At 72.9% G+C, this 18,978-nt stretch carries 18 protein-coding genes; 7 read left to right on the top strand and 11 right to left on the bottom strand.

The annotated features are described in order from the left end of the window. Window positions 1–77 precede the first annotated feature (77 nt). Complete coding sequence (locus B056_RS0130345; protein WP_018505609.1) at window positions 78–563, top strand: hypothetical protein; 486 nt, start codon at window positions 78–80, stop codon at window positions 561–563. After that, on the top strand, window positions 560–997 hold the full coding sequence (locus tag B056_RS0130340) for a nuclear transport factor 2 family protein (RefSeq protein ID WP_230203270.1): 438 nt from the start codon (window positions 560–562) through the stop codon (window positions 995–997). Before B056_RS0130345 ends, B056_RS0130340 begins: the two co-directional genes overlap by 4 nt. A gap of 12 nt (window positions 998–1,009) precedes the next feature. Here the strand turns inward: B056_RS0130340 and B056_RS0130335 are convergent, their stop codons facing one another. After that, a complete protein-coding gene (locus tag B056_RS0130335; RefSeq protein WP_018505607.1) occupies window positions 1,010–2,095 on the bottom strand; it encodes an LLM class flavin-dependent oxidoreductase in 1,086 nt (361 codons plus the stop codon). A 253-nt stretch (window positions 2,096–2,348) separates the two neighbouring features. On the opposite strand from B056_RS0130335, the gene B056_RS0130330 reads away from it, so the two are divergent. Continuing rightward, entirely contained in the window at window positions 2,349–3,677 is a 1,329-nt protein-coding gene (locus B056_RS0130330) for a hypothetical protein (protein WP_018505606.1), read from the top strand. 276 nt (window positions 3,678–3,953) lie between these two features. Then, the gene (locus B056_RS0130325; protein WP_026240322.1) at window positions 3,954–4,841 is read left to right on the top strand and encodes a DMT family transporter; all 888 of its coding nucleotides are present in this window, start codon (window positions 3,954–3,956) and stop codon (window positions 4,839–4,841) included. A 22-nt stretch (window positions 4,842–4,863) separates the two neighbouring features. Here the strand turns inward: B056_RS0130325 and B056_RS38565 are convergent, their stop codons facing one another. From B056_RS38565 to B056_RS0130310, 3 genes are all read right to left on the bottom strand, one after another. Continuing rightward, window positions 4,864–5,925, bottom strand: coding sequence for an AIM24 family protein (locus tag B056_RS38565; RefSeq protein ID WP_063826678.1), 1,062 nt, complete (start codon window positions 5,923–5,925; stop codon window positions 4,864–4,866). A 28-nt stretch (window positions 5,926–5,953) separates the two neighbouring features. Next, entirely contained in the window at window positions 5,954–6,631 is a 678-nt protein-coding gene (locus tag B056_RS0130315; RefSeq protein WP_020572796.1) for an AIM24 family protein, read from the bottom strand. Between the two features lie 78 nt (window positions 6,632–6,709). Beyond that, complete coding sequence (locus tag B056_RS0130310) at window positions 6,710–8,320, bottom strand: TerD family protein (protein ID WP_018505602.1); 1,611 nt, start codon at window positions 8,318–8,320, stop codon at window positions 6,710–6,712. A gap of 299 nt (window positions 8,321–8,619) precedes the next feature. Here B056_RS0130310 and B056_RS0130305 point away from each other — a divergent pair, with 299 nt between their 5' ends. After that, window positions 8,620–9,654 (top strand): aldo/keto reductase, encoded by a 1,035-nt coding sequence (locus tag B056_RS0130305; RefSeq protein WP_018505601.1) that lies wholly within the window; start codon window positions 8,620–8,622, stop codon window positions 9,652–9,654. A gap of 41 nt (window positions 9,655–9,695) precedes the next feature. On the opposite strand, the gene B056_RS0130300 is transcribed toward B056_RS0130305, so the two are convergent. Next, on the bottom strand, window positions 9,696–10,283 hold the full coding sequence (locus B056_RS0130300) for an Ntn hydrolase family protein (RefSeq protein ID WP_018505600.1): 588 nt from the start codon (window positions 10,281–10,283) through the stop codon (window positions 9,696–9,698). Window positions 10,284–10,400: 117 nt separating this feature from the next. Continuing rightward, the gene (fdhD, locus tag B056_RS0130295; RefSeq protein WP_026240320.1) at window positions 10,401–11,261 is read right to left on the bottom strand and encodes a formate dehydrogenase accessory sulfurtransferase FdhD; all 861 of its coding nucleotides are present in this window, start codon (window positions 11,259–11,261) and stop codon (window positions 10,401–10,403) included. Window positions 11,262–11,578: 317 nt separating this feature from the next. On the opposite strand from fdhD, the gene B056_RS0130290 reads away from it, so the two are divergent. After that, window positions 11,579–12,358, top strand: a complete 780-nt coding sequence (locus B056_RS0130290) for a sporulation protein (RefSeq protein WP_026240319.1) — start codon at window positions 11,579–11,581, stop codon at window positions 12,356–12,358. Window positions 12,359–12,523: 165 nt separating this feature from the next. Here B056_RS0130290 and B056_RS0130285 read toward each other — a convergent pair whose 3' ends face one another. After that, window positions 12,524–13,048 carry a DUF3995 domain-containing protein gene (locus B056_RS0130285; protein WP_230203269.1) on the bottom strand — a complete coding sequence of 175 codons (525 nt, stop codon included), beginning with the start codon at window positions 13,046–13,048 and terminating at the stop codon, window positions 12,524–12,526. A 389-nt stretch (window positions 13,049–13,437) separates the two neighbouring features. Here B056_RS0130285 and B056_RS0130280 point away from each other — a divergent pair, with 389 nt between their 5' ends. Beyond that, window positions 13,438–14,547 carry a pectate lyase gene (locus tag B056_RS0130280; protein WP_020572795.1) on the top strand — a complete coding sequence of 370 codons (1,110 nt, stop codon included), beginning with the start codon at window positions 13,438–13,440 and terminating at the stop codon, window positions 14,545–14,547. A gap of 536 nt (window positions 14,548–15,083) precedes the next feature. On the opposite strand, the gene B056_RS43220 is transcribed toward B056_RS0130280, so the two are convergent. From B056_RS43220 to B056_RS0130260, 4 genes are all read right to left on the bottom strand, one after another. After that, window positions 15,084–15,251 (bottom strand): hypothetical protein, encoded by a 168-nt coding sequence (locus B056_RS43220; RefSeq protein WP_018505595.1) that lies wholly within the window; start codon window positions 15,249–15,251, stop codon window positions 15,084–15,086. A gap of 612 nt (window positions 15,252–15,863) precedes the next feature. After that, complete coding sequence (locus B056_RS0130270) at window positions 15,864–16,640, bottom strand: DUF4097 family beta strand repeat-containing protein (RefSeq protein ID WP_035753344.1); 777 nt, start codon at window positions 16,638–16,640, stop codon at window positions 15,864–15,866. After that, window positions 16,633–17,349 (bottom strand): response regulator transcription factor, encoded by a 717-nt coding sequence (locus B056_RS0130265; RefSeq protein ID WP_018505593.1) that lies wholly within the window; start codon window positions 17,347–17,349, stop codon window positions 16,633–16,635. The genes B056_RS0130270 and B056_RS0130265 overlap by 8 nt, the downstream gene beginning before the upstream one ends. 31 nt (window positions 17,350–17,380) lie before the next feature. Continuing rightward, window positions 17,381–18,679: a sensor histidine kinase gene (locus B056_RS0130260; protein WP_018505592.1), complete on the bottom strand. Its 1,299-nt coding sequence runs from the start codon at window positions 18,677–18,679 to the stop codon at window positions 17,381–17,383. Window positions 18,680–18,978: the final 299 nt, after the last annotated feature.

Here is an 18,978-nt window from a genome sequence, read left to right as displayed (position 1 = left end):
GTGCGCTCCGCGGATCACTCCCGTCCGTCTCTGACTATCGAGCACGCCGTATCACCAGGTGAACTAACGTCCAGGCCATGACGACGGACCACATCGCGGGGCACCTGCGGCCCGGCGGCCATCCGCCGGGGGGCGTACGCGACAGCGCCGACGTGAAGGTGGAGCAGCACCGCCTGCCGCGGACATACGCCGCCTTCGCCGCACTGCGTGACGCGACGAGCGAGGAGACCGCGGCGGTGGTTCAGGTTCTCGCGCTCTTCGGACATGCGGTCGACAACGGTGACACGGAGCTTCTGGCACAGGTGTTCATCGACCCGCCGGCCCTCGACCCGGCGACGTCCCCGTCCCACCACACCGTCAACACGGAGGTGAAACGGGTCCCCGGCGGTCTCGCCGCGTGGAGCAGGCTGGTGACGATCGCCGGCGACGGCAGCGTCGCGAGCGCCGACGTCGTCGACGCGCTCACCGAGACGCCGGCCGGCTGGCGGGTGGCCAGTCGGACCGTTCACCCGCGCCATGGCGGACCGGCCGTCGTCACCGACGGGGAGGCACCGTGGGCGTGAGGATCGCGCCGGTCGACGCGGCCACCTACGCCGAAGTGTGCGGCCTGCTCGCCAGGCATCCGCATGTGTTCGACAACATCGCGCTGGGCGCCATGCCGACTGCTTACACCGGCGACGCGGTGATGGGCGGGGCGCCGCTGGCGCAGGTCGCGAGCGGGCTCCCGTTCGGGCGGGTGATGTACCCGCACCACACCACCGACATCGCCGTCCACCGGGTCGACGACGACACGCTGCGGGTGTGGGCGAAGTACTTCGTGATCCGCGGCGACGGCACCGCGGGATCGGGTGACTACCAGGACACCGTGGTCCGCACGTCGCGGGGCTGGCGGATCGCCGAACGGTCGGTCAGCCGCGGCAACCGGCCCGACAACGACCCCGACGGCCCCTCGACGCGGACCCTGTCCGCCGCCACCTGGATACCGGCCGAGGGTTGATCGACTCCGCCGTCACCGCGGGGCGTCGGGGAGGGTGTCGGCGGGAAGCGGCGGCGGGGAGGGGAAGGGGCGGCTCGGGATCTTCCTTCGCAGCACCGGCGCGATGTCGCTCTGGAAGAGCTCCATCGTCTCGCGGTGCTCCTTCGGGCTGAGGCCGTCCGCGTCGGCGTGCAGGTGCATCACCTCGTGGCCGAGCCGCTCGTGGTACCACTGGACCTTCTCGATGATCTGCTGTGGGCTGCCCACGAGGATCGAGCTGCGTTCGATCGCGTCCTCAAGGGTCGGGAAGACCGGCTCCAGCCCCATCCTCCGGAACATCGCCGTCCGGGCGTCGAAGATCGGCCGGTAGCGCGCGACGGCGTCCTGCGAGCGGCGGGCGCTGTAGTAACCGGCCGTTCCGGCGCCGACGAGGACGGCGGCCGGGTCGCGCCCGTAGGCCACCCAGCGCTCCCGGTAGTGGCGGACCAGCTCAGCGTACGGCTCGACCGGATTGGTCACGTTGGCGGAGAACAACGGGTCGCCGTACCGGGCCGCGAGGTCCACCGACGCCTCGCTGGTCGCGCTGCCGTGCCAGATCCGGATCTCCGGCTGCAGCGGGCGCGGCCAGGTCTCGGCCTCCTCCAGTGGCGGGCGGAACCGGCCGGACCAGGTGACCTTGTCCTCTCGCCACAGCCGGCGGAACAGTTCGTAGGACTCGCGGTTGCGGTCCCACTGGTCCGCCGCGGTGACGTGGAACAGCTCTGCCTGCGCGGCGCCGTTGCCCTTGCCGACCATCAGCTCCAGCCGCCCCCCGGACAGCTGGTCGAGGGTGGCGTAGTCCTCGAAGGCCCGCACCGGGTCGAGCAGACTCAACGTCGTGACGGCGGTGAACAGCCGGATCCTGGACGTACGGGCCGCGATGTGGCTGAGCACCACCGGCGGCGAGGAGGAGATGAACGGCCGCTCGTGCCGCTCGCCGACCCCGAAACCGTCGAACCCCAGCTCCTCTGCCAGCACCGCGTTGTCGACCACCTCACGGAGCCGGGCCGTGGTCGACCGGCGCACCCCGGTCAACGGGTCGGGCGCGTGGACGATCAGAGTGATCGCCAGGAACTTCATCTGTGTCGCCCTCCAGTTCCCGGGCGGCCTGGGGTCCGGCGGATGTCTCCGCGCACCCGCACCACCTGGACCCGAGAACCTGTGGAAACGTTCCTGCCCGCTCCCCGAAGGCCCCCGTCCGCCGTGTCCTCACCCTCACGTTAGGACTCCAGAAGGACCCAGACAGCAAACCCATCAAACCGGTAGGGATACCCGGGATTCCGCCCGCCCCGGACGGCCTGTCGCCGGGCCGGGCCGGCGATACGTTGGGCCGGTGGCGGCGGGCGAGGGGACGAAGTCGGCGGGACTCGGCGCGGCGGTGCTGTCCGCGGCCGTCATCGGAGGTGCGGCGGGGGCGTCACTCGCCGGTCACCGGGGCCGGCGGGCGGCCGGGCTGGGTGGGTTGGCGGGTGCGGCCGCGCTGGCGGCCACTGAAGCCGTCGCGCGGGCCCGGCAGCGGCCCGGCGAGATACCCGCGTTGTGGCAGCGGATCGTGACCAGCGCGGCGCTCGTGGCACCCGCCGGGTGGGCGGCCGGGCGGCTGACCGGCGCCGGCCCCGTCGCGGTGGGGGCGGCGAGCGGGAGCGTCGGTGGCCTGCTCGGACTCCGGCCCCAGAAGGTGCTGCTCGGGCCGCCCTTCGGCGCCGCCGTGGGCGCGGCGTTGGTGGCGCACGGCCGCGCCCACGGCAGCCCCATGCCGGCCGCCGCCGTCGCCGCCGTCACGATGGCGGCCTACCGGACCGCCTCCTCGCTGGTTTTCCGGGATCCGCAGGTCGATCTGCTCGCCGAGCGGGTTCCGGCGGAGAAGCTGCCGTTCGTCGTGCCCTGGCAGTCGCGCTCACGCGTCGTCGGCACCGGCTATGTCCGGGAGCTGGCCGGGGAGCTCGGCGGCGGCTATGTCGCCGACGCGGCCGACGTGGGAATCGTCGCCTCCATGGACGACCTGGCCGGCCCGGACTTCGATCCGGCGGGCGTCGACCCCCTCGTCCGGGAGTTCTACGAGCACACCACCCGGTTCACGCTCGACATCGTGCCGCGGTGGCGGCTGTGGGTCCGCCCCGGCTACCTGCTCTACCGTTACGCGCTGGCCCGCCCGCTGGGGCAGGCGAACGTGCCGATGAACCAGCGTGAGACGCAGCGGGGCATCCGGAGCCGGATCGACACGATCACCCTTCCCGGCACCGGCACCGGCACCGGTCCCGGTACCGACGCGGTGGCGGTCCGTGGCTGGATCCGCTCGTTCGCCGACACCGACGAACCCATCTACGTGGGCATCTACACGACCTATCGGGATGGCGACCGGGGCTATGTCAGCGTCGGCTTCCCGCTGGCCCAGTCCAGTTTCACCGCGACTCTGCTGCCGCGCGCCCGGGCGGACGGCGGTCTGGCCCTGACCAGCCGCAGCGATCTGGAGCACCCCGGCCACTACCTCGCCTACCGTGACCCGTCCGACGACAGTCTCACCGCGCTGGCCGTCCACGGCTTCGCCGAGGATCTCGACGTGTACCGGCAGGACGGTGACCTCCGCGCCGAGCACGCCTTCGCCCTGTTCGGCATCCCCTTCCTCGTTCTCCACTACCGCATCACTCGCAAACCCAGGTGAGCCGGCGCGGACGGTGCGCTGGCGCGGGCCGTGCCGACGGCGGTGGGCGATGGTGGGAGGCCCACCTGGGTGCAGGCCGTCGCCTTCGGCTGAGCGTCGTGTTCGGCGCTCGGCGGCCCGGCGATCGCCGGGTGGGCCGCGCGGATCTGGGCATGCGCCGAGGTCAGCGGGCTGGCTACCGCGGTCCGGTGACCGTCCCGTGCGGGTCGATCCGGTTCTGTGACAATTCCGATCCCGTGATCTTGTCTGTCCGGTAGCCATCCTGGTTGGGTGACCATGCCCGCCGTCGTCCCCGTCAGTCTGCTGGCGTCCTTTCTGTTCGCCTCGTCCGCCGCCCTCCAGCAACGCGCCGCCGGGCGGAGCAGTTTCGCGAAGCGCGCCGACAGCGCGCACGCCGTGCCCGGGGTGGGCCTGCTGGCCGAGCTCGTCCAGGACAGGCTGTGGGTGCTGGGCTGGACGGCGAACATCAGCGGGTTCTGCGTGCAGGCCGCCGCGCTGCACCTGGGGTCGGTGGCCGAGGTACAGCCGCTGATGGTCTGTCAGCTGCTGTTCGCGCTCCCGCTCGGCCTGGTCGGCACCGGCCGGCGGATGTCCGGCGTGGCCTGGTGGGGCGCGGCGGGCATCTGCGCCGGGCTGGCCGCTCTGTTGTCGTCCCGGGGGGATCTACCGACAGCGGCCGGGGTCGACCGGCCGCGGCTGCTCCTCACCATCGGGGCGATGGTGCTCGTCGCCGGTGTGCTGACCGTGGTCTCTCTCGGCCGGTCGCCCACCGCGCGGGCCGTGCTGTTCGGGGTCGCCGCGGGCATGGTCTACGCGCTGACCGCCGTCCTGATGAAGGAGTCCGCGGACCGGCTCGTGACGGACGGGTTCCTGGCCACGGCGGCGGACTGGTGTGGCTTCGGGCTCGCCGCGGCCACGCTGTCCAGCATGCTGCTCGGGCAGGCCGCCTACGCCAGCGGGCCGCTGGCGCCGGCGCTCACCGCCATGAACATCACCAACCCGGTGGTCTCCTGCCTGCTGGCGGTGCTGCTCTACGGCGCCCCGGCGCCGAGCACGGCCGTCCAGCTTCTCGGCGTCACCGTGGGCACGGGACTGATCGTCACCGGTGTCGCACTGCTCGCCCGCACGCCCACCCTGCCCCGGCCCAGCCGCCAGCTGCCCTGACCGCTGCCGTGCGGCGGCCTGGTCAGTGGCGGCCGCCCTGGTTGCCGAACAGGCCGCCGAAGCCGCCGGGGCCACCGCCGCCGAACCCACCGAGGCCGCCGAACCCGCCGCCATGGCCGCCCTGGCCACCGTGACCACCGCCGTGCCCGCCGAGCTGGTTGCCGGCGAAGCCCCCCTGGCCGAGCCCGAACTGGCCGGCCAGGCCGGAGCCGGCGAGCGCGTTGTACGGCGGCAGCAGCTCGCAGGGCTGGACGATCACGAAGCCCTCACCGGAGAACTGGAGCTGCCAGCTTTCCCCCGTGTTGCCCCGCGGCTTCCAGGCCGCGCTGGAGGTGACCGCGGCCTGCATCGAGACCTGCAGGCTCGACGACCAGCCGACGACGGCGTCGGCGTCCGCGAAGTAGTAGTTCTGGGAGGTCACCCGCATCACCAGCGGGGCGCCCGAGGTGCACACGACGGCCTGGCCGTTGCCGCGCAGCTCGATCTGGTAGCCACCGACACCGGCGATGCCCACCTGGCTGTCGACGCGGACGAGATCCCAGTTCAGGCCGGCGTCGAACGCGAGCACGTTCTTGCCGTCCACGGTGAGGCCGTCACCCGCCAGGTCGAGAATGTGGACGTCCTGGGCCTGGTTGGCGAGGTAGACCGTGCCGGAGCCGGCGACGTTCATCAGGTTCAGGCCCTCGCCGCCACTGAAGAAGCTGCGGAACCGGGAGCCCCAGCCCTCCCAGTGGGCGTCGAAGGTCGCGGCGCCCTGGTAGGCGACCATGGCGCCGCGCCGGGCGTAGAACTCACGCATCCCCTGCGCGCCGAGGGTCGCCTTGAGCATCTTGCCGTTCTGCAGGGCGAACCGCTCGCCGCTGGTGACCTCCGGGTTGTTCAGCAGGCTGCTGCGGATGCCCCCCGCGGGCCCACCGGGGCCGGGCGGCATCCCACCGGGCGGCATCGGCGGCATCCCGCCGGGAGGCATCCCGCCGGGCATGCCGGGGCCGGGGCCGGGCGGAAAGCCGCCAGGGGGCATTCCGCCCGGGTGGCCGCCGGGCATCCCACCGGGCTGGCCGCCGTACATCCCGCCATGCGTCATGATCAGATCCTCTCACCCACGCCGACGGTCAGCCGCGCATCGAGAACGAGGGCCGCTCGTCCTCGCTCGGCTGTACCACGACGAAGCCCTGGCCCGAGAAACCGAGCTGGAACGCCTCCCCCGAACCGCGCCCGATCAACCCGCCGAGCCGGGCGGTGCGCCGCGGTTCGACGCGCAGGCCGTCGGTGTAGGCGACGAGCGCGTCGGTGTCGACGAACGTCGGTGCCTCCCGGGTGTCCAGCATGATCGGGTTGCCCTTGGCGGTCAGCGCCACCCAGCCGTGGCCGCGCACGACGACGTTGAACATGCCCATGCCGGAGAGCATGTTCACGCCCTTGACCCGCTCGATGCCCCACTGCAGGTGCGCGTCGAAGGCGAGGATGTTCTTCCCGTTGATGGACAGGCCCTCGCCGGCGAGCTGGACGACGATGACCTCCTTGCCGTAGTCCGCCAGATAGAGCAGGCCCTGGCCGGTGGCGGTCATCAGCGGGACGCCCTCGCCGGTCGCCCAGGAGGAGGCCATCCGCCCGAGCTGCGGCGGCTGCGGGTTGAAGTCGATGAGCCCCTCGTAGGCGATCATCGAGCCGACCCGGGCGAACAGGTCCTGGCCCGGCTGCATGACCACCTTGGCGATCTTGGACCCGTGCCTGCTCATCCGGTCCATGATCGGGGTCGGGCCGTAGTTGTTCATCAGGCTGCCCTGCACGGCCTGCTCCCCTCTCCCCGCGCACCCGCGGGAATGCCCGGGATCGCCCCGGCGCGCGTCCCGGACCTCGTCCGGCTGTCAGACCTCATACGGCTGGACGACGACGAAATGCCCGGCGAATCCCATGAACTGCAACGCGAACGACTCGCCGCTGGCTCCCGCGTAGATCTGCCGGGAGATCCGGACCTGGGTGGACACACTGACCCGCATGCCGGACGTCCACGCCACCAGCGCGTTCATGTCGGCGAACGTGGGGCCGGCGACGTTGAGGGTCATCGGCGTGCCCTTGGTCATCACGACGACCGACCCGGGGCCGGAGACCTCGAAGTGGAAGAAGCCGCCGCCGGGGATGCCGGGGCTCTCGATCCGGCGGATCTCCGAGCGCACGGTGGCGTCCATCGCCAGCAGGTTCTTCGAGTTGATGCACAGCGACTGGTTGCCGAGCTCGACGATGTGCAGGTCGGCGGCGTCCTGGGCGAGGAAGACCTCGCCGTTGCCCTTGCACGTCATGAGCTTGAGGCCCTGACCGGTGAGCTTCTCCTCGATCAGCCCGCGGATCCCGCCGCTCTTGTAGTCGAACTCGACGTTGCCCTGGTAGGCGACCATCGAACCGCGCAGCGCCAGGGCTTCCGGGCCCAGGGTGACCTTGACCAGCTTGCCGTTCTGCTGGGTCCAGCGCCCCGCGGTCGGCACCTCGCGGTACGGGTTCAGGCTGTTCATGGCGCCGGGCTGGACAGGCTGAGCCTGCGACGGCAGGACCTCCGTCGGCCCGAAGCCGCCCGGCGTGGGACGGCCCGGCGGGTGCTGTCCGGGCATCGGCTGGCCGGGTTGCTGCTGACCGGGCGGGCCGTAGCCCTGGGCGTCGTAGCCCTGGGCGGCGGGCATCGCCGGCGGGGGCTGGCCGTAGCCCTGCTGCGCACCGGGAGGCTGGCCGTAGCCCTGCTGCGCGCTGCCGACCTGGCCGTAGGCCGGCTGCGGCTGGCCGTAGCCCTGACCGGGAGGCGCCGGAGCGGGCGGGGGCGGCGGCGGGAGTGGTCCCCCGGGCGGGGCACCGAAGCCCGGCGCGGCGGGTGGCTTCTGCTGGCTGAAGGCGGGCGCGGGCGGGGCACCGAACCCCGGAGCGCCCGGAGCCCCGGGCGCGGGCGCCGGCGTGGGCTCGGGCTCGTCGGCCACCTCGCCGCCGTAGCTGCGGATCAGCTCCGCCAGGCCGCCCCGGAACCCCTGGCCGACCGCGGCGACCCGCCAGACACCCTTGCGGTAGACGTCACCGATCATGACGGCGCGCTCGTCGGAGAAGTCCGCGCCGGTGAACGCGTAGCGGAGCACCTCCGTACCACCGGCCACGATGCGCAGGTAGCCGGACGTGATCTGCGCGGCGCTGCCCGGGCCGTCGAGCGCCGCGCAGAACGACAGCTTCTGGATCGCGTCGGGGACCTTGTCGAGCGTCACCCGGAACGACTGGGTGTCACCGGACTGGGCACCAAGCAGCTGGATCGAGGACTCGGGCGAGTTCGGCTGGTTGAAGAAGACGAAGTACCGGTCGTCCGAGAGCCGGTCGGTGCCGTCCAGCCCGAAGCAGGACACGTCCCATTCGCCCGGCGCGTTGATCTGGATCCCGATGTACAGATCGGTGCCAGCGGTGATCGCCGACAGTTGGGACTTCTGCCCCCGACCGAACTGCGTTGCCACCGCGCTCCCTCCCGTCAGCATGCCGCTGAATCGGCGCGCGGGCGTCGCGCGCGTGGCCCGACCGCACCCACACGAACCGGACTGTCCGGAAACTAGCAGCCCGGACGGCCCACGGCAGAACCTGTGTGCGCCTGAAGGCCTGTCGGACCGCGGACACACAGCGCGACCGAGGAGCCCGGCCGCGCTCCCGGCGGCAGGGCCGCGCGAACTGGCCGGGCCCGCCCGGGTCGGAGGGGTGGCGGCGGGACACATCGGACCGCGCCCTCGCCCCGGATGCGTACCTGGCGTTGACTGTTCCCATGCGCTACGCGGCTGGCCTCTCCACCACGAAGAAGATCTCCAAGATCGGGCTCGGCACCTGGCAGTTCGGCTCACGGGAGTGGGGCTACGGCTCGGCCTACGCGCAGACCGACGCCGCCCTGATCGTCCGGCGCGCCCTCGAGCTCGGCGTGACCCTGTTCGACACCGCTGAGATGTACGCGTTCGGACGCAGTGAACGCATCCTCGGTCAGGCGCTGGCCGCCGCCCCCGGCGATGGCGTGCACCCGGGTGCGGACACGGCGGTCGCCGCGACCGCCGTGCCGCCGGAGGCGGCCTTCGTCGCCACCAAGATCTTCCCGGTGCTGCCACTGGCGCCGGTCGTCGAGCAGCGCGCCGTCGGCAGCGCCAACCGGCTCGGCGTGCGCACGATCGACCTGTACCAGGTGCACCAGCCCAATCCCGTCGTTCGGGACGGCACGACGATGCGCGGGATGGCCGCGCTGCGCCGGGTCGGCCTCATCGACGAGGTCGGGGTCAGCAACTACTCGCTCGAGCGCTGGCGCGCCGCCGAGGCCGCCCTCGGTGACCGCGTCCTGTCCAACCAGGTCCAGTACAGTCTGGTGCGCCGCGAGCCGGAGCGCGACCTGCTGCCGTACGCCCGCCGGGAGGGGCGCCTGATCATCGCCTACAGCCCGCTGGCGCAGGGCCTGCTCTCCGGGCGCTACGACGTCACGAGCCGGCCCACCGGCGCCGTGCGGATGGCGAACCCGCTGTTCCTGACCGAGAACCTGGCCCGGCTGACGCCCCTGCTGGACGCCCTGCGCGAGGTCGGGGCGGCGCACGGCGCCAGCGCGGCGCAGATCGCGCTGGCGTGGGTGATCCACCATCCGTCGGTGGTCGCGATCCCGGGCGCGTCGAGCGTGGCGCAGGTGGAGAGCAACGCGGCGGCCGCCGACATCGAGCTGACCGACGCCGAGTACGACGCCCTGACCTCGGCCGCGGAGAACTTCCGGCCGCTGACCGGCCCCGCCTCGTGGGCCGCCGTCGCGGCGGAGCGGATGCGCCGCCCCTGACCGCCGGCCGGCGCCTACCTCGGTCGCCCCGGTCACAGCGGCTACATCAGTGGCTGGCCGCCGTGATCGTCGGGGCCGTGGCCGCCGCCGTCGAAGCCGTCGTCGGAGAGGATGTGGAACGGCGGGCAGACCCCGGTCGAGTGGTGGGCGGCGGCCTCCAGGGCCTTGCGCACCCGCTCCTCGGGTTCCTCCCCCACCGTGCTGTGCAGCGACCCGCGCGCGTACTCCTCGCCGCAGCCCGCCGCGTCGTAGTTGTCGAGGGTGCGGCCGATCTGGTAGTCCGAGTCGATCCGGTACAGCTGGCCCCGGATGCCGACGAGAAACAGCCCGCCCGACTCGTTGCCGGCGTCGTTGCGGGCGAAACCGCCGTCGCGCAGGCAGTCACGGACGACCGAGACGAACTCGGTGGCCATGAAGCGGTCGAGGTCCCAGCTGTGCGGCACGGGCGGGACGAGGCTGTACCGAAGCAGCTGCCCCATCCGGAACGAGTCCGTGAAGCCCATGACGAACTCGCCGTTGCGGAAGACCTTCGTATCCGCCCGGACCGTGATCGACCAGCCGGCTACGCCGGCGCTGTCTCCCCCGATCACGACCCGTCCGTCGTGCTCCACACCGACGATGCAGGTCACGGTTGAGGATGCTATCCGGTGCTTCGGACGGCCCGGCGACCTCATCCCCTTTGTCCCCTCCCGACCTGCCCGGATCCCATCCCGGGACGGGTTTCCACCGGGGGCGGTCCGGGATCTTCAGTGGGCGGCGGCGACCGCGGGCAGGATCACCCGGTGGGTTCCGGCGTAGAGGTTCATCGACGACCCGCGGACGAACCCGGCCAACGTCATCCCGGACTCCTCGGCCAGGTCGACGGCGAGCGCCGAGGGCGCCGACACCGCGGCGAGCACCGGGATCCCGGCCAGCAGCGCCTTCTGGACCAGCTCGAACGAGGCGCGGCCGCTGACCAGGAGCACCAGCCCGCGCAGCGGCACCATCCCCGCGCGCGCCGCCCACCCGACGACCTTGTCGACCGCGTTGTGCCGGCCGACGTCCTCGCGCACGGCCAGCACCTCGCCGTCGACGTCCGCGAGGGCGGCGGCGTGCAGGCCACCGGTCGTGGCGAACAGCCGCTGCGCGCGGCGCAGCCGTCCCGGCAGGTCGACGAGCACCTCGGCGGTGATGCGCAGCGGGTCGTCGCGGATCTCGTAGCGCCCGCGCAGCCGCACGGCGTCGATGCTCGCCCGCCCGCACACCCCGCACGAACTGGTGGTGTAGAAGTTCCGTCGCAGGTCGACCTCCGGCTCGGGCACGCCGGGGGCCAGGGTCACGTCCAGCACGTTGTAGGTCAGCCGGCCCTCGTCGTCGACGGCGCCCTCGCTGGCGGCGCAGTACCGCATGCCCGCGACGTCCGCGGCGGTCCCGATCAGGCCCTCACCGATCAGGAAGCCGACGGCGAGGTCCATGTCGTCCCCCGGGGTCCGCATCGTGACCGCCAGTGGCTGGCCGCCGACCCGGATCTCGAGCGGTTCCTCCCCGACGACGGTGTCGGGCCGCAGCGTCGGCTCCGTCCCCAGAGTCACCCGCATGACCCGGCGTCGCGTGCTTGCTCGCCCCATGGGCCAACCGTCCCCCAGGAGGGACGAGAAATCCATCATGTCGAGCCTTCGGCGTCACGGTCACCGCCTCCTCGGCGATCACATCGGGACGGACGGAGCACATCTGGACACAAAGTCGGAAACCCGGCGCTGTCCGCCAGAGCGCACCATCCCGCCCCGTGGGACGCCCCGCGGCGGGGAAGCGGTGTCTGTTCGGCGACGCGGGGCGGCGCGGCGGCGGGCACCTGCTACAGCTATGTGGCGGAGTGTGCGGCTGTGGGATCGGCGCCGCCCGCCACAGGACAACCGGAACTCACGGACGAAAGGCTGGAAGAGGGATGGGAATGAAGCGGTTCATGTCGCGGCTCGGGGTCGGCGCCGCCGAGGTGGAGACCGTGCTGGATCGTCCGGACGCACTGCCCGGCGCGGTGGTGACCGGACTGACCACCATCAAGGGCGGCAAGGTCGAGCAGGAGATCGAGAAGGTGCTCGTCGCGCTGGAGGCGACGGTCGAGGTCGAGCGGGACGACTCCACCTGGTACGAGCAGGTGACCTTCGGTTCGCAGCAGATCGGCGGCGGCTTCGTCATCCAGCCCGGGCAGGAGCAGTCCGGGCGCTTCGAGCTGCCGGTGCCCTGGCAGACCCCGATCACGGACGTCGCCGGCTGGCACCTGCGCGGGATGAAGATCGGGGTGCGGACGACCCTGTCGATCCCCGGCGCGCTGGACCCGGGTGATCTGGACCCGGTGTCGGTGCACCCGCTGCCCGTGCAGGAGGCGGTGCTCGCCGCGCTCGGCGACCTGGGCTTCCACTTCCACACCGCGGACGTCGAGAAGGGCCGGCTGCACGGCTCCGACCTGCCCTTCTACCAGGAGATCGAACTCAAGCCGTCCGGCGAGTACGCCCGGCGGATCAAGGAGCTGGAGGTGACCTTCCTCGTCGACGGCAACGGGATGGACATCGTCCTGGAGGCGGACCGCCGCGGCGGGCTGCTCTCCTCCGGCGGCGACCAGCTCAGCCGGTTCCGGGTCGGCCACCACGACACCGACCGCCACCAGCTCGCCGGCGCGCTGCACCAGCAGCTGCAGGCCCTCGGCGCCCGCCGCGGCTGGTTCTGACCCTCCCCCTGCTCCTCCCAGCTCCTTCCTCGCGCCGGCCGGCCCTTGTGTGCACCCAGCTCCTGTCTCCGGGCGATGTGTGGCGGTCAGGTGGGTCCGGGCTGTCGCTCGACCGCCACGGTTACTCGGCACCGTGCCGGCAGGGCTGGCCGGCGTGAGTGTTCATCACTTCCGGCCCGCTCCGGAGCCCCGCGGTTCCGCGCGGTCGAGCAGGACCCCGGCGGCGGACAGTCCCGCCAGGGCGAGGCACAGCGGCGAGTAGACGCGGCGGTCCAGCCGGCGGAACCGGTCGGAGACGGAGCCCCGGGCGACAAGATCGGTCCGGCCTGCGGCCCCCAGTGACCCGCGGGCCGCGAGCACGGCGACGACGCCGGTGACACCGGCGCGGTGCAGAGCGTCCAGACGCGGTATGCGGCGGGGCGGGTGCGCGACGACGGCGGCCGCCGTGACCAGCGCACCCGCGACGGCGAAGCACGGGCCGGCCCCCGGACCGTCCGATGAGGCCGGCCCACCCGGCACGGCCGACGCCGCCGGCCCACCCGGCACCGCGGCTCTGCCGACGACGGCATCGGCGAGCGCCGCCCGGTCGGGCATCGGCCAGCTCGCCCCGGCACCCCAGGCCGCGTGGAGGACCCCGGCCCCCGCCAGGCCCACCGCGCCCGTCCACCGACTCACCGCCGCCACGCTCACGCCCGCAGTCTGGCACGGTCCCCACCCCCGGCGGCCTGGCTCCCCGGCGGCCGGGTCGGCGGACACGGCCGGCGTGGCGGGGTCGGCGGGTACGGCGGTGTCGGCGGGTACGGGACGGACCTTTTCGGCACTCCTCGTGACGGGCGGTTCGCTCCCCAGACCCGCCCCGACCCGAGAACTCATCGAGATGGTCCTGGATCGACCGCCCGGGGCTCCGCCAACCCGTCGGGTGACCGTGAGCATCCTGTGTTGTGCGGAAAGTGGCGACGCCGAGAGCAACCTTCCGACCCTCCACGGCGACAGTTCTGGTGGAAGCGTCGGAGAGCGGCATCCACCGAGGAGGGGCGAAGACGGGTCGGCTGGTGGCCGCCGCTGAAAGGACGACATTGGTGGCACGCCGAACACGCACCAGACACACGTACCTGGGTGAATCGACCTCGAGCGGGGAGGCGGCACCGGCCGGCCCGGCGCGCGGGGCGCGGCCGCGGGCCGGGTGGGGTCTGCCCGTCCTGATGGCGACGCTGGCCCTCGGGGCCGGCACGCTGTTCGCCGGGTGCCAGCCGTTCGACGGCACCCCGGTGGGCGGCGGGGGCGCCCCGGCACCGACGTCCTCGCCGAGCGCCGGCCCGACCACCCCGGCCGCGGGGACGCCGAGCGCCGGGCCGGGTGGCTCGACGCCGTCGGCGCCGCCGGTCGGCGCCACGCCGAGCGCGGGACCGTCCGCTCCGGTGAGTCCGACCGGGGCACCGGCCACGGCCTCGCCCGCGGAGCCGACGACCTCCGCGAACCCGGGCGCGCCCGCGTCACAGGGGCCGCCGGCGAGCTGGCCGCGTGCCACGGCGGACGTGGACGTCGACAGCACCATCTCGGTGACCGGAACGTTCGACGGTGGCCTCAAGCGCTACTCCGGCGTCAGCGACGGCGGCCAGGAGGAGGGCCAGGACCCGATCTTCGAGGTGGCCGACGGCGGGACGGTCCAGAACGTGATCATCGGGTCGCCGGCCGCGGACGGCATCCACTGCAAGGGCAGCTGCACACTGCGCAACGTGTGGTGGGAGGACGTCGGCGAGGACGCGGCGACGTTCAAGGGCACGTCCGCGTCGCAGACCATGACCATCGACGGCGGCGGGGCCCGCGGCGCCTCGGACAAGGTGTTCCAGCACAACGGGCCCGGCACGATGATCATTCAGAACGTCCAGGTGCAGGACTTCGGCAAGCTGTACCGGTCGTGCGGGAACTGCTCGAAGCAGTACGCCCGGCACGTCATCGTCCGCGGCGTCACCGTGACGGCCCCGGGCAAGACGCTGGTCGGCATCAACACCAACTACGGCGACACCGCGCAGCTGTCCGGCATCACCATCGTCGGGGACAGCGGCAGGAAGATCAGTATCTGCGACCGCTACACCGGCAACAGCAGCGGCTCCGAGCCGACGAAGACGGGCAGCGGGGCGGACGGGACGTACTGCCGCTACGCGGCGTCCGACATCACCTACCGGTAGGGCGTCCACCACCGTGCGCCGCCGGCCGGCGGCGCACGGTGGTGGAGCCGCCGACGTGACCGCGTGGTGCCCGAGTGCGATGAATGGTATGAATTGCCGCGCCATTCCCGGTGGACGGGACGACCTCCCCGGCAGTCCGACCACCTTGCGGACGGGGTTGACGACGCGCCTCACCCGATCGCCCGGTGACCGTGCGACTCATGGTCACGCTGGCGACACGGGCCGCCCGGCGGCAGCGTATCCGGCGTAAATTCGTCCATCATCCCGCGCGCCGGAGGAGGACCGGAACGGAAACGAAGATTTCATTAGGCATCTAATAGCAAAATACTTGACAGGTATTTCGCCGGGAACCACGGCGATTCCCGGCCGACACCCAGGTCGAGCAGCTTCCGGAAGTCGCACCGGAGAAGCCGCGGCGCCGCCGCCCCCCGTCTCGGCAGCGCCGCCGCAGTCTTGAGCGGGCCCTGGAAGGGCTCCGATGTCAGGTCGGGATTTGCCCCACAACCCCGCCCCGTGCGCACCCGGAAGGTACGGGACTACCTGTCGGGCGCTTCGTCCGGACCGTCATCCGGCGGAATCGACCGGCGTCGCGGCCGACAGGTGAGCGCAGTCCGGAGCGCCTCGGCCACCAGGATGCCCGCCAGCGTTCGGAGCGACAGCCAGCCAACAACGACGACGATGAGGATGACGACGACGGTGATCACCAGAGGTCCCCAATTTCCGCCCCTCGGTGGGGGAGATGGCGACGCGGGAGGCGTTGATGGTGTATCCAAGGAAGTGGTCCCTTCAGACAAGGTGGGATCATCCCCCGGCACTGCTGGCCGTCTCGCCAAAGATCTAGCGTCAGCAGTGCCGGGGCGGTTACGCAAAGTACTCAAGTTGTGCGCGCTCAAACAGGACGTCCTATTTTTCTCCTTCAGAGAAAAAAAGCCCCGTAGCCCGGGCTGGGCTTACGAGGCGACGTGGCAGCCGCGAGGAGAGCGGAACCACGCCCCCCCCCGACGGCTGCCCCAGCATAGTGCACCAAAAGACCACTCGGGGCACGCGGGCGCATCGCCTTGGAAGGCGCCGCCCTACCCCTGTGGCCTGCGGAGATGAGAACGGCGCCGACACCCGCGGAGAACAATGTCCTTACCGGAGGCGAACGCCGCAATCTGTCGACATCGGCGGTGAAGCGACGATGCGCTAACCGCTGTCGCGACCTTCACCGAAGCCGGCCCGATCCGATACGGCCGCTCCCGGGCCACGCCGGTCGGGACGCCGCCGGACGGACGTCGCTCGGGAGCTCAGCCCGACCGTGCCGGATGCGGACGGCCTCAGGCCGGATCGGCGTAGTCGATCTCGGCGTTCCCCGAGCTGGTTGACGCGCGCAGGCGGCGCGGTGCCAACGGGTCCGTCCGCACGCCGACCAGGGTGTTGCCCGACCCGGTGTGGACCTCGGTCGCGTACACCGCGCCGTCGTCCGGCACCGTGATCCGCACGTTGCCCGACGCCGAATGCGCGGAGACGTCCTCGGGGGCGGTGGCCAGCTCGATGCGCACGTTCCCGGACGCCGTGGACGCGTCGACCTCGGTGGCGGTGACATCGACCGCGCGCAGGTTCCCCGAGGCCGTCGACATCGTCAGCTCCGCGCGGGCACCGTCCACCCGGATGGTCCCGGATCCGCTGCGCAGCGTCGCCGCGGAGAGCAGGTCGGTCGCCTCGACCTCGCCGGAGCCCGTCTCGGCGACCACCCGGACGCCCGCCGGCACGCGGACCGCGAACGACGCCTCGCAGTCCCAGAATCCCCCGCCGCAGTCGGCGTCGAGGGTGAGGACGCCGTCGCGGACCTCGGCCGACATCGCCGGGACGGCGACCGTCCCGGCGAGGCTGCCCTCGACGTCGACGACACGCCCGGCGGCGCCGGCGATCTGGATCCGGCCGGAGTTGGTGTACACCCGGACCATCTGGACGTCGCCGGGGAACACCCGGTGCTCCACCCGCCGCACCTCGCCGGACGTCTCGTCGACGGTCTGCACGCCGCAGACGGTGGTACCCACCACGGCGAGCAGGGCGCCGACGGCGAGCGCCACCCGCCGGCCCGGCTCAGACATCGCCGTGCCCCCCACTCGCCCGCGCGCCCGCCGGACGGGCCGGCTGTTCGCCGCGGGCGCCGGCGGCGGAGTCCAGGAAGCGCAGGACGGCGAGCACGCGGCGGTGGTCGTCCTCGGCCGGAGCCAGACCGAACTTGCCGAAGATGCCGGTCACGTGCTTCTCGACCGCCCGCTCGGTGACCACGAGCGCGTCCGCGATCGCGGTGTTCGACCGGCCCTGCGCCATCAGCGCCAGCACCTCGGACTCCCGTCTGGTCAGGCTGGCGAGCGGGTCCCGCCGGCGCGAGCGGAGCAACAGCTGGGCGACGACCTCCGGGTCGAGCACGGTGCCGCCGGCGGCGATCCGGTGCAGCGCCTCGCGGAAGTCGGCCACGTCGGAGACCCGGTCCTTGAGCAGGTAGCCGACGCCCCGCGCCCGCCCGGCGATCAGGTCGACGGCGTAGCGCTCCTCGACGTACTGGGACAGCACGAGCACCGCGACCTCCGGCCACTGCCGGCGCAGGACGAGCGCGGTGCGGATGCCCTCATCGGTGAAGGTCGGCGGCAGGCGGACGTCGACGACGCACACCCGCGGCCGGTTCCGGGCGACCGCCCGCAGCAGGTCCTCGCCGTCGCCGACCGCGGCGGTGACGGTGCAGCCGTCCTCCTCGAGGAGCCTGGTCAGCCCCTCCCGCAGCAGGACCGAGTCCTCCGCGATCATGATGTTCACCGGGCCACCTCCCCGGGCCGGCCGGGCCCGGTCACGCCGCGTCCCCGCATGGCAGCTCCATCCGCAGGGTCGTCCCGCCGCCGGGGGGGCTGACGAGCTCGAACGCTCCGTCGACGGCGCGGGCGCGGTCGCGCAGGCCGGCGATGCCGGAGCCGGCGCCCTCGCTGGCCCCGCCCCGCCCGTCGTCGGACACCTCGACCGTCAGCCGGTCGCCGGCCCGGCGCACGGCGATGCGGACGTGCCGGGCCTGCGCGTGGCGGGCGATGTTGGTCAGCGCCTCCGCGACGAAGAAGTAGGCCACCGACTCGGTCGAGATGTCCGGTCGCGGTGTGGTCGTTATGTCCAGGGTGACGGGCACCGGGGAGCGCGCGGCGAGACCGGACAGCGCGGCGTCCAGCCCGCGGTCGGTGAGCACCGACGGGTGGATCCCGCGGGCCAGGTCCCGCAGCTCGGCCAACGCCCGCTTGGTCTCCGCGTGGGCCTCGGCGATGAGCCCGTGGGCGCCGTCCGGGTCGTCGGCGAAACGGGCCTGGGCGCGGCCCAGGGTCATCGCGACGGCGACGAGGCGCTGCTGGGCGCCGTCGTGCAGATCCCGCTCGATGCGGCGCCGCTCGGCGGCGGCCGCGGCGACCATCCCGGCCCGGCTGGACTCCAGGTCGTCCACCCGGGCCAGCAGCTCGGGATCACCCGGCGGGGAGAGGACCAGCCGCGCCAGCGCCAGGTGCGCGGTGACCACCCCGCGGGCGAGCCACGGCGCCGCGAGCAGGACGACCAGCCCGACACCCACGTGGAACGCCAGTGAGCCGCCGTAGCCCAGGTCCATCCCGAACACCCGGTCGCCGTCGGCGAGCGCGTGCCCGTACAGCGGGAACATCAGGAACGACAGGCCGCCGCCCCACGCGGAGAAGACCAGCCAGGCGCCCAGCCAGCCGAACAGCGGCAGGATGACCAGGGCGTAGAGGACCTCCAGCCAGCTCCCCCGGCCACGCAGCCGGAGCCAGCCGCGGCGGTACCAGCTCGGGGTGTCGGCGGGGGGCGTACCGGGGGGCACCGAGCCCGGCGGGGAGCGCAGCCACAGCCGCTGGCGGAGCACGACCCGGAACCGCCAGGCGTCCACGACGGCCGCCGTCCGCGCGCTGAACAGGGCGAACCACAGCAGGGGCAGGCCGAGGAGCGCCACGAACATCATCGGGACGCCGGCGGCGATCGCGACGAGAACCACGACGAAGGCCACGGTGGCGATCACCGCCGACTGGGCGACGAAGATGGTGGCGGTCCAGCCTGCCGACCCGTAGGTCGCCCGCGCGGCACCCACGATCGCACGGCGCACCCCGCGTGCCGCCCCGGACGCCGTCGTCCCGGGCTCCGTCGTCCCGGACACCGCTGCCCCAGGCTCCGTCGTCCCGGGCGGCGCAGTCCCGGGCTCCGTCGTTCCGGGCGTCACTGTTCCAGGCGCCACCGCGCCGGGCGGCGGGGCGGCCGGCTGGTCCGGCCGTCCCGGCAGTCCGTCCGGCGTCGGTGCCGCCGACGCGCCGACCTGTACCTCGCTCACCTCTGCTCCGTCCACTGCCGCATCCGCCCGGCGGGCCCGGGCCCGACGACGGGTCAGGACCGTCCGTGCCGACGGTA

Source organism: Parafrankia discariae (assembly GCF_000373365.1).
Classification (GTDB): Bacteria; Actinomycetota; Actinomycetes; order Frankiales; family Frankiaceae; genus Parafrankia; species Parafrankia discariae.
This window is presented reverse-complemented; position numbering and strand designations above follow the sequence as displayed.

Bases quoted from the DNA above. Each gene is read 5' to 3' on its own strand.
- B056_RS0130345 (WP_018505609.1), top strand. From the start codon at position 78: ATGACGACGGACCACATCGCGGGGCACCTGCGGCCCGGCGGCCATCCG.
- B056_RS0130335 (WP_018505607.1), bottom strand. From the start codon at position 2,095: ATGAAGTTCCTGGCGATCACTCTGATCGTCCACGCGCCCGACCCGTTG.
- B056_RS0130325 (WP_026240322.1), top strand. From the start codon at position 3,954: ATGCCCGCCGTCGTCCCCGTCAGTCTGCTGGCGTCCTTTCTGTTCGCC.
- B056_RS38565 (WP_063826678.1), bottom strand. From the start codon at position 5,925: ATGACGCATGGCGGGATGTACGGCGGCCAGCCCGGTGGGATGCCCGGC.
- B056_RS0130305 (WP_018505601.1), top strand. From the start codon at position 8,620: ATGCGCTACGCGGCTGGCCTCTCCACCACGAAGAAGATCTCCAAGATC.
- fdhD (WP_026240320.1), bottom strand. From the start codon at position 11,261: ATGGGGCGAGCAAGCACGCGACGCCGGGTCATGCGGGTGACTCTGGGG.
- B056_RS0130290 (WP_026240319.1), top strand. From the start codon at position 11,579: ATGGGAATGAAGCGGTTCATGTCGCGGCTCGGGGTCGGCGCCGCCGAG.
- B056_RS0130270 (WP_035753344.1), bottom strand. From the start codon at position 16,640: ATGTCTGAGCCGGGCCGGCGGGTGGCGCTCGCCGTCGGCGCCCTGCTC.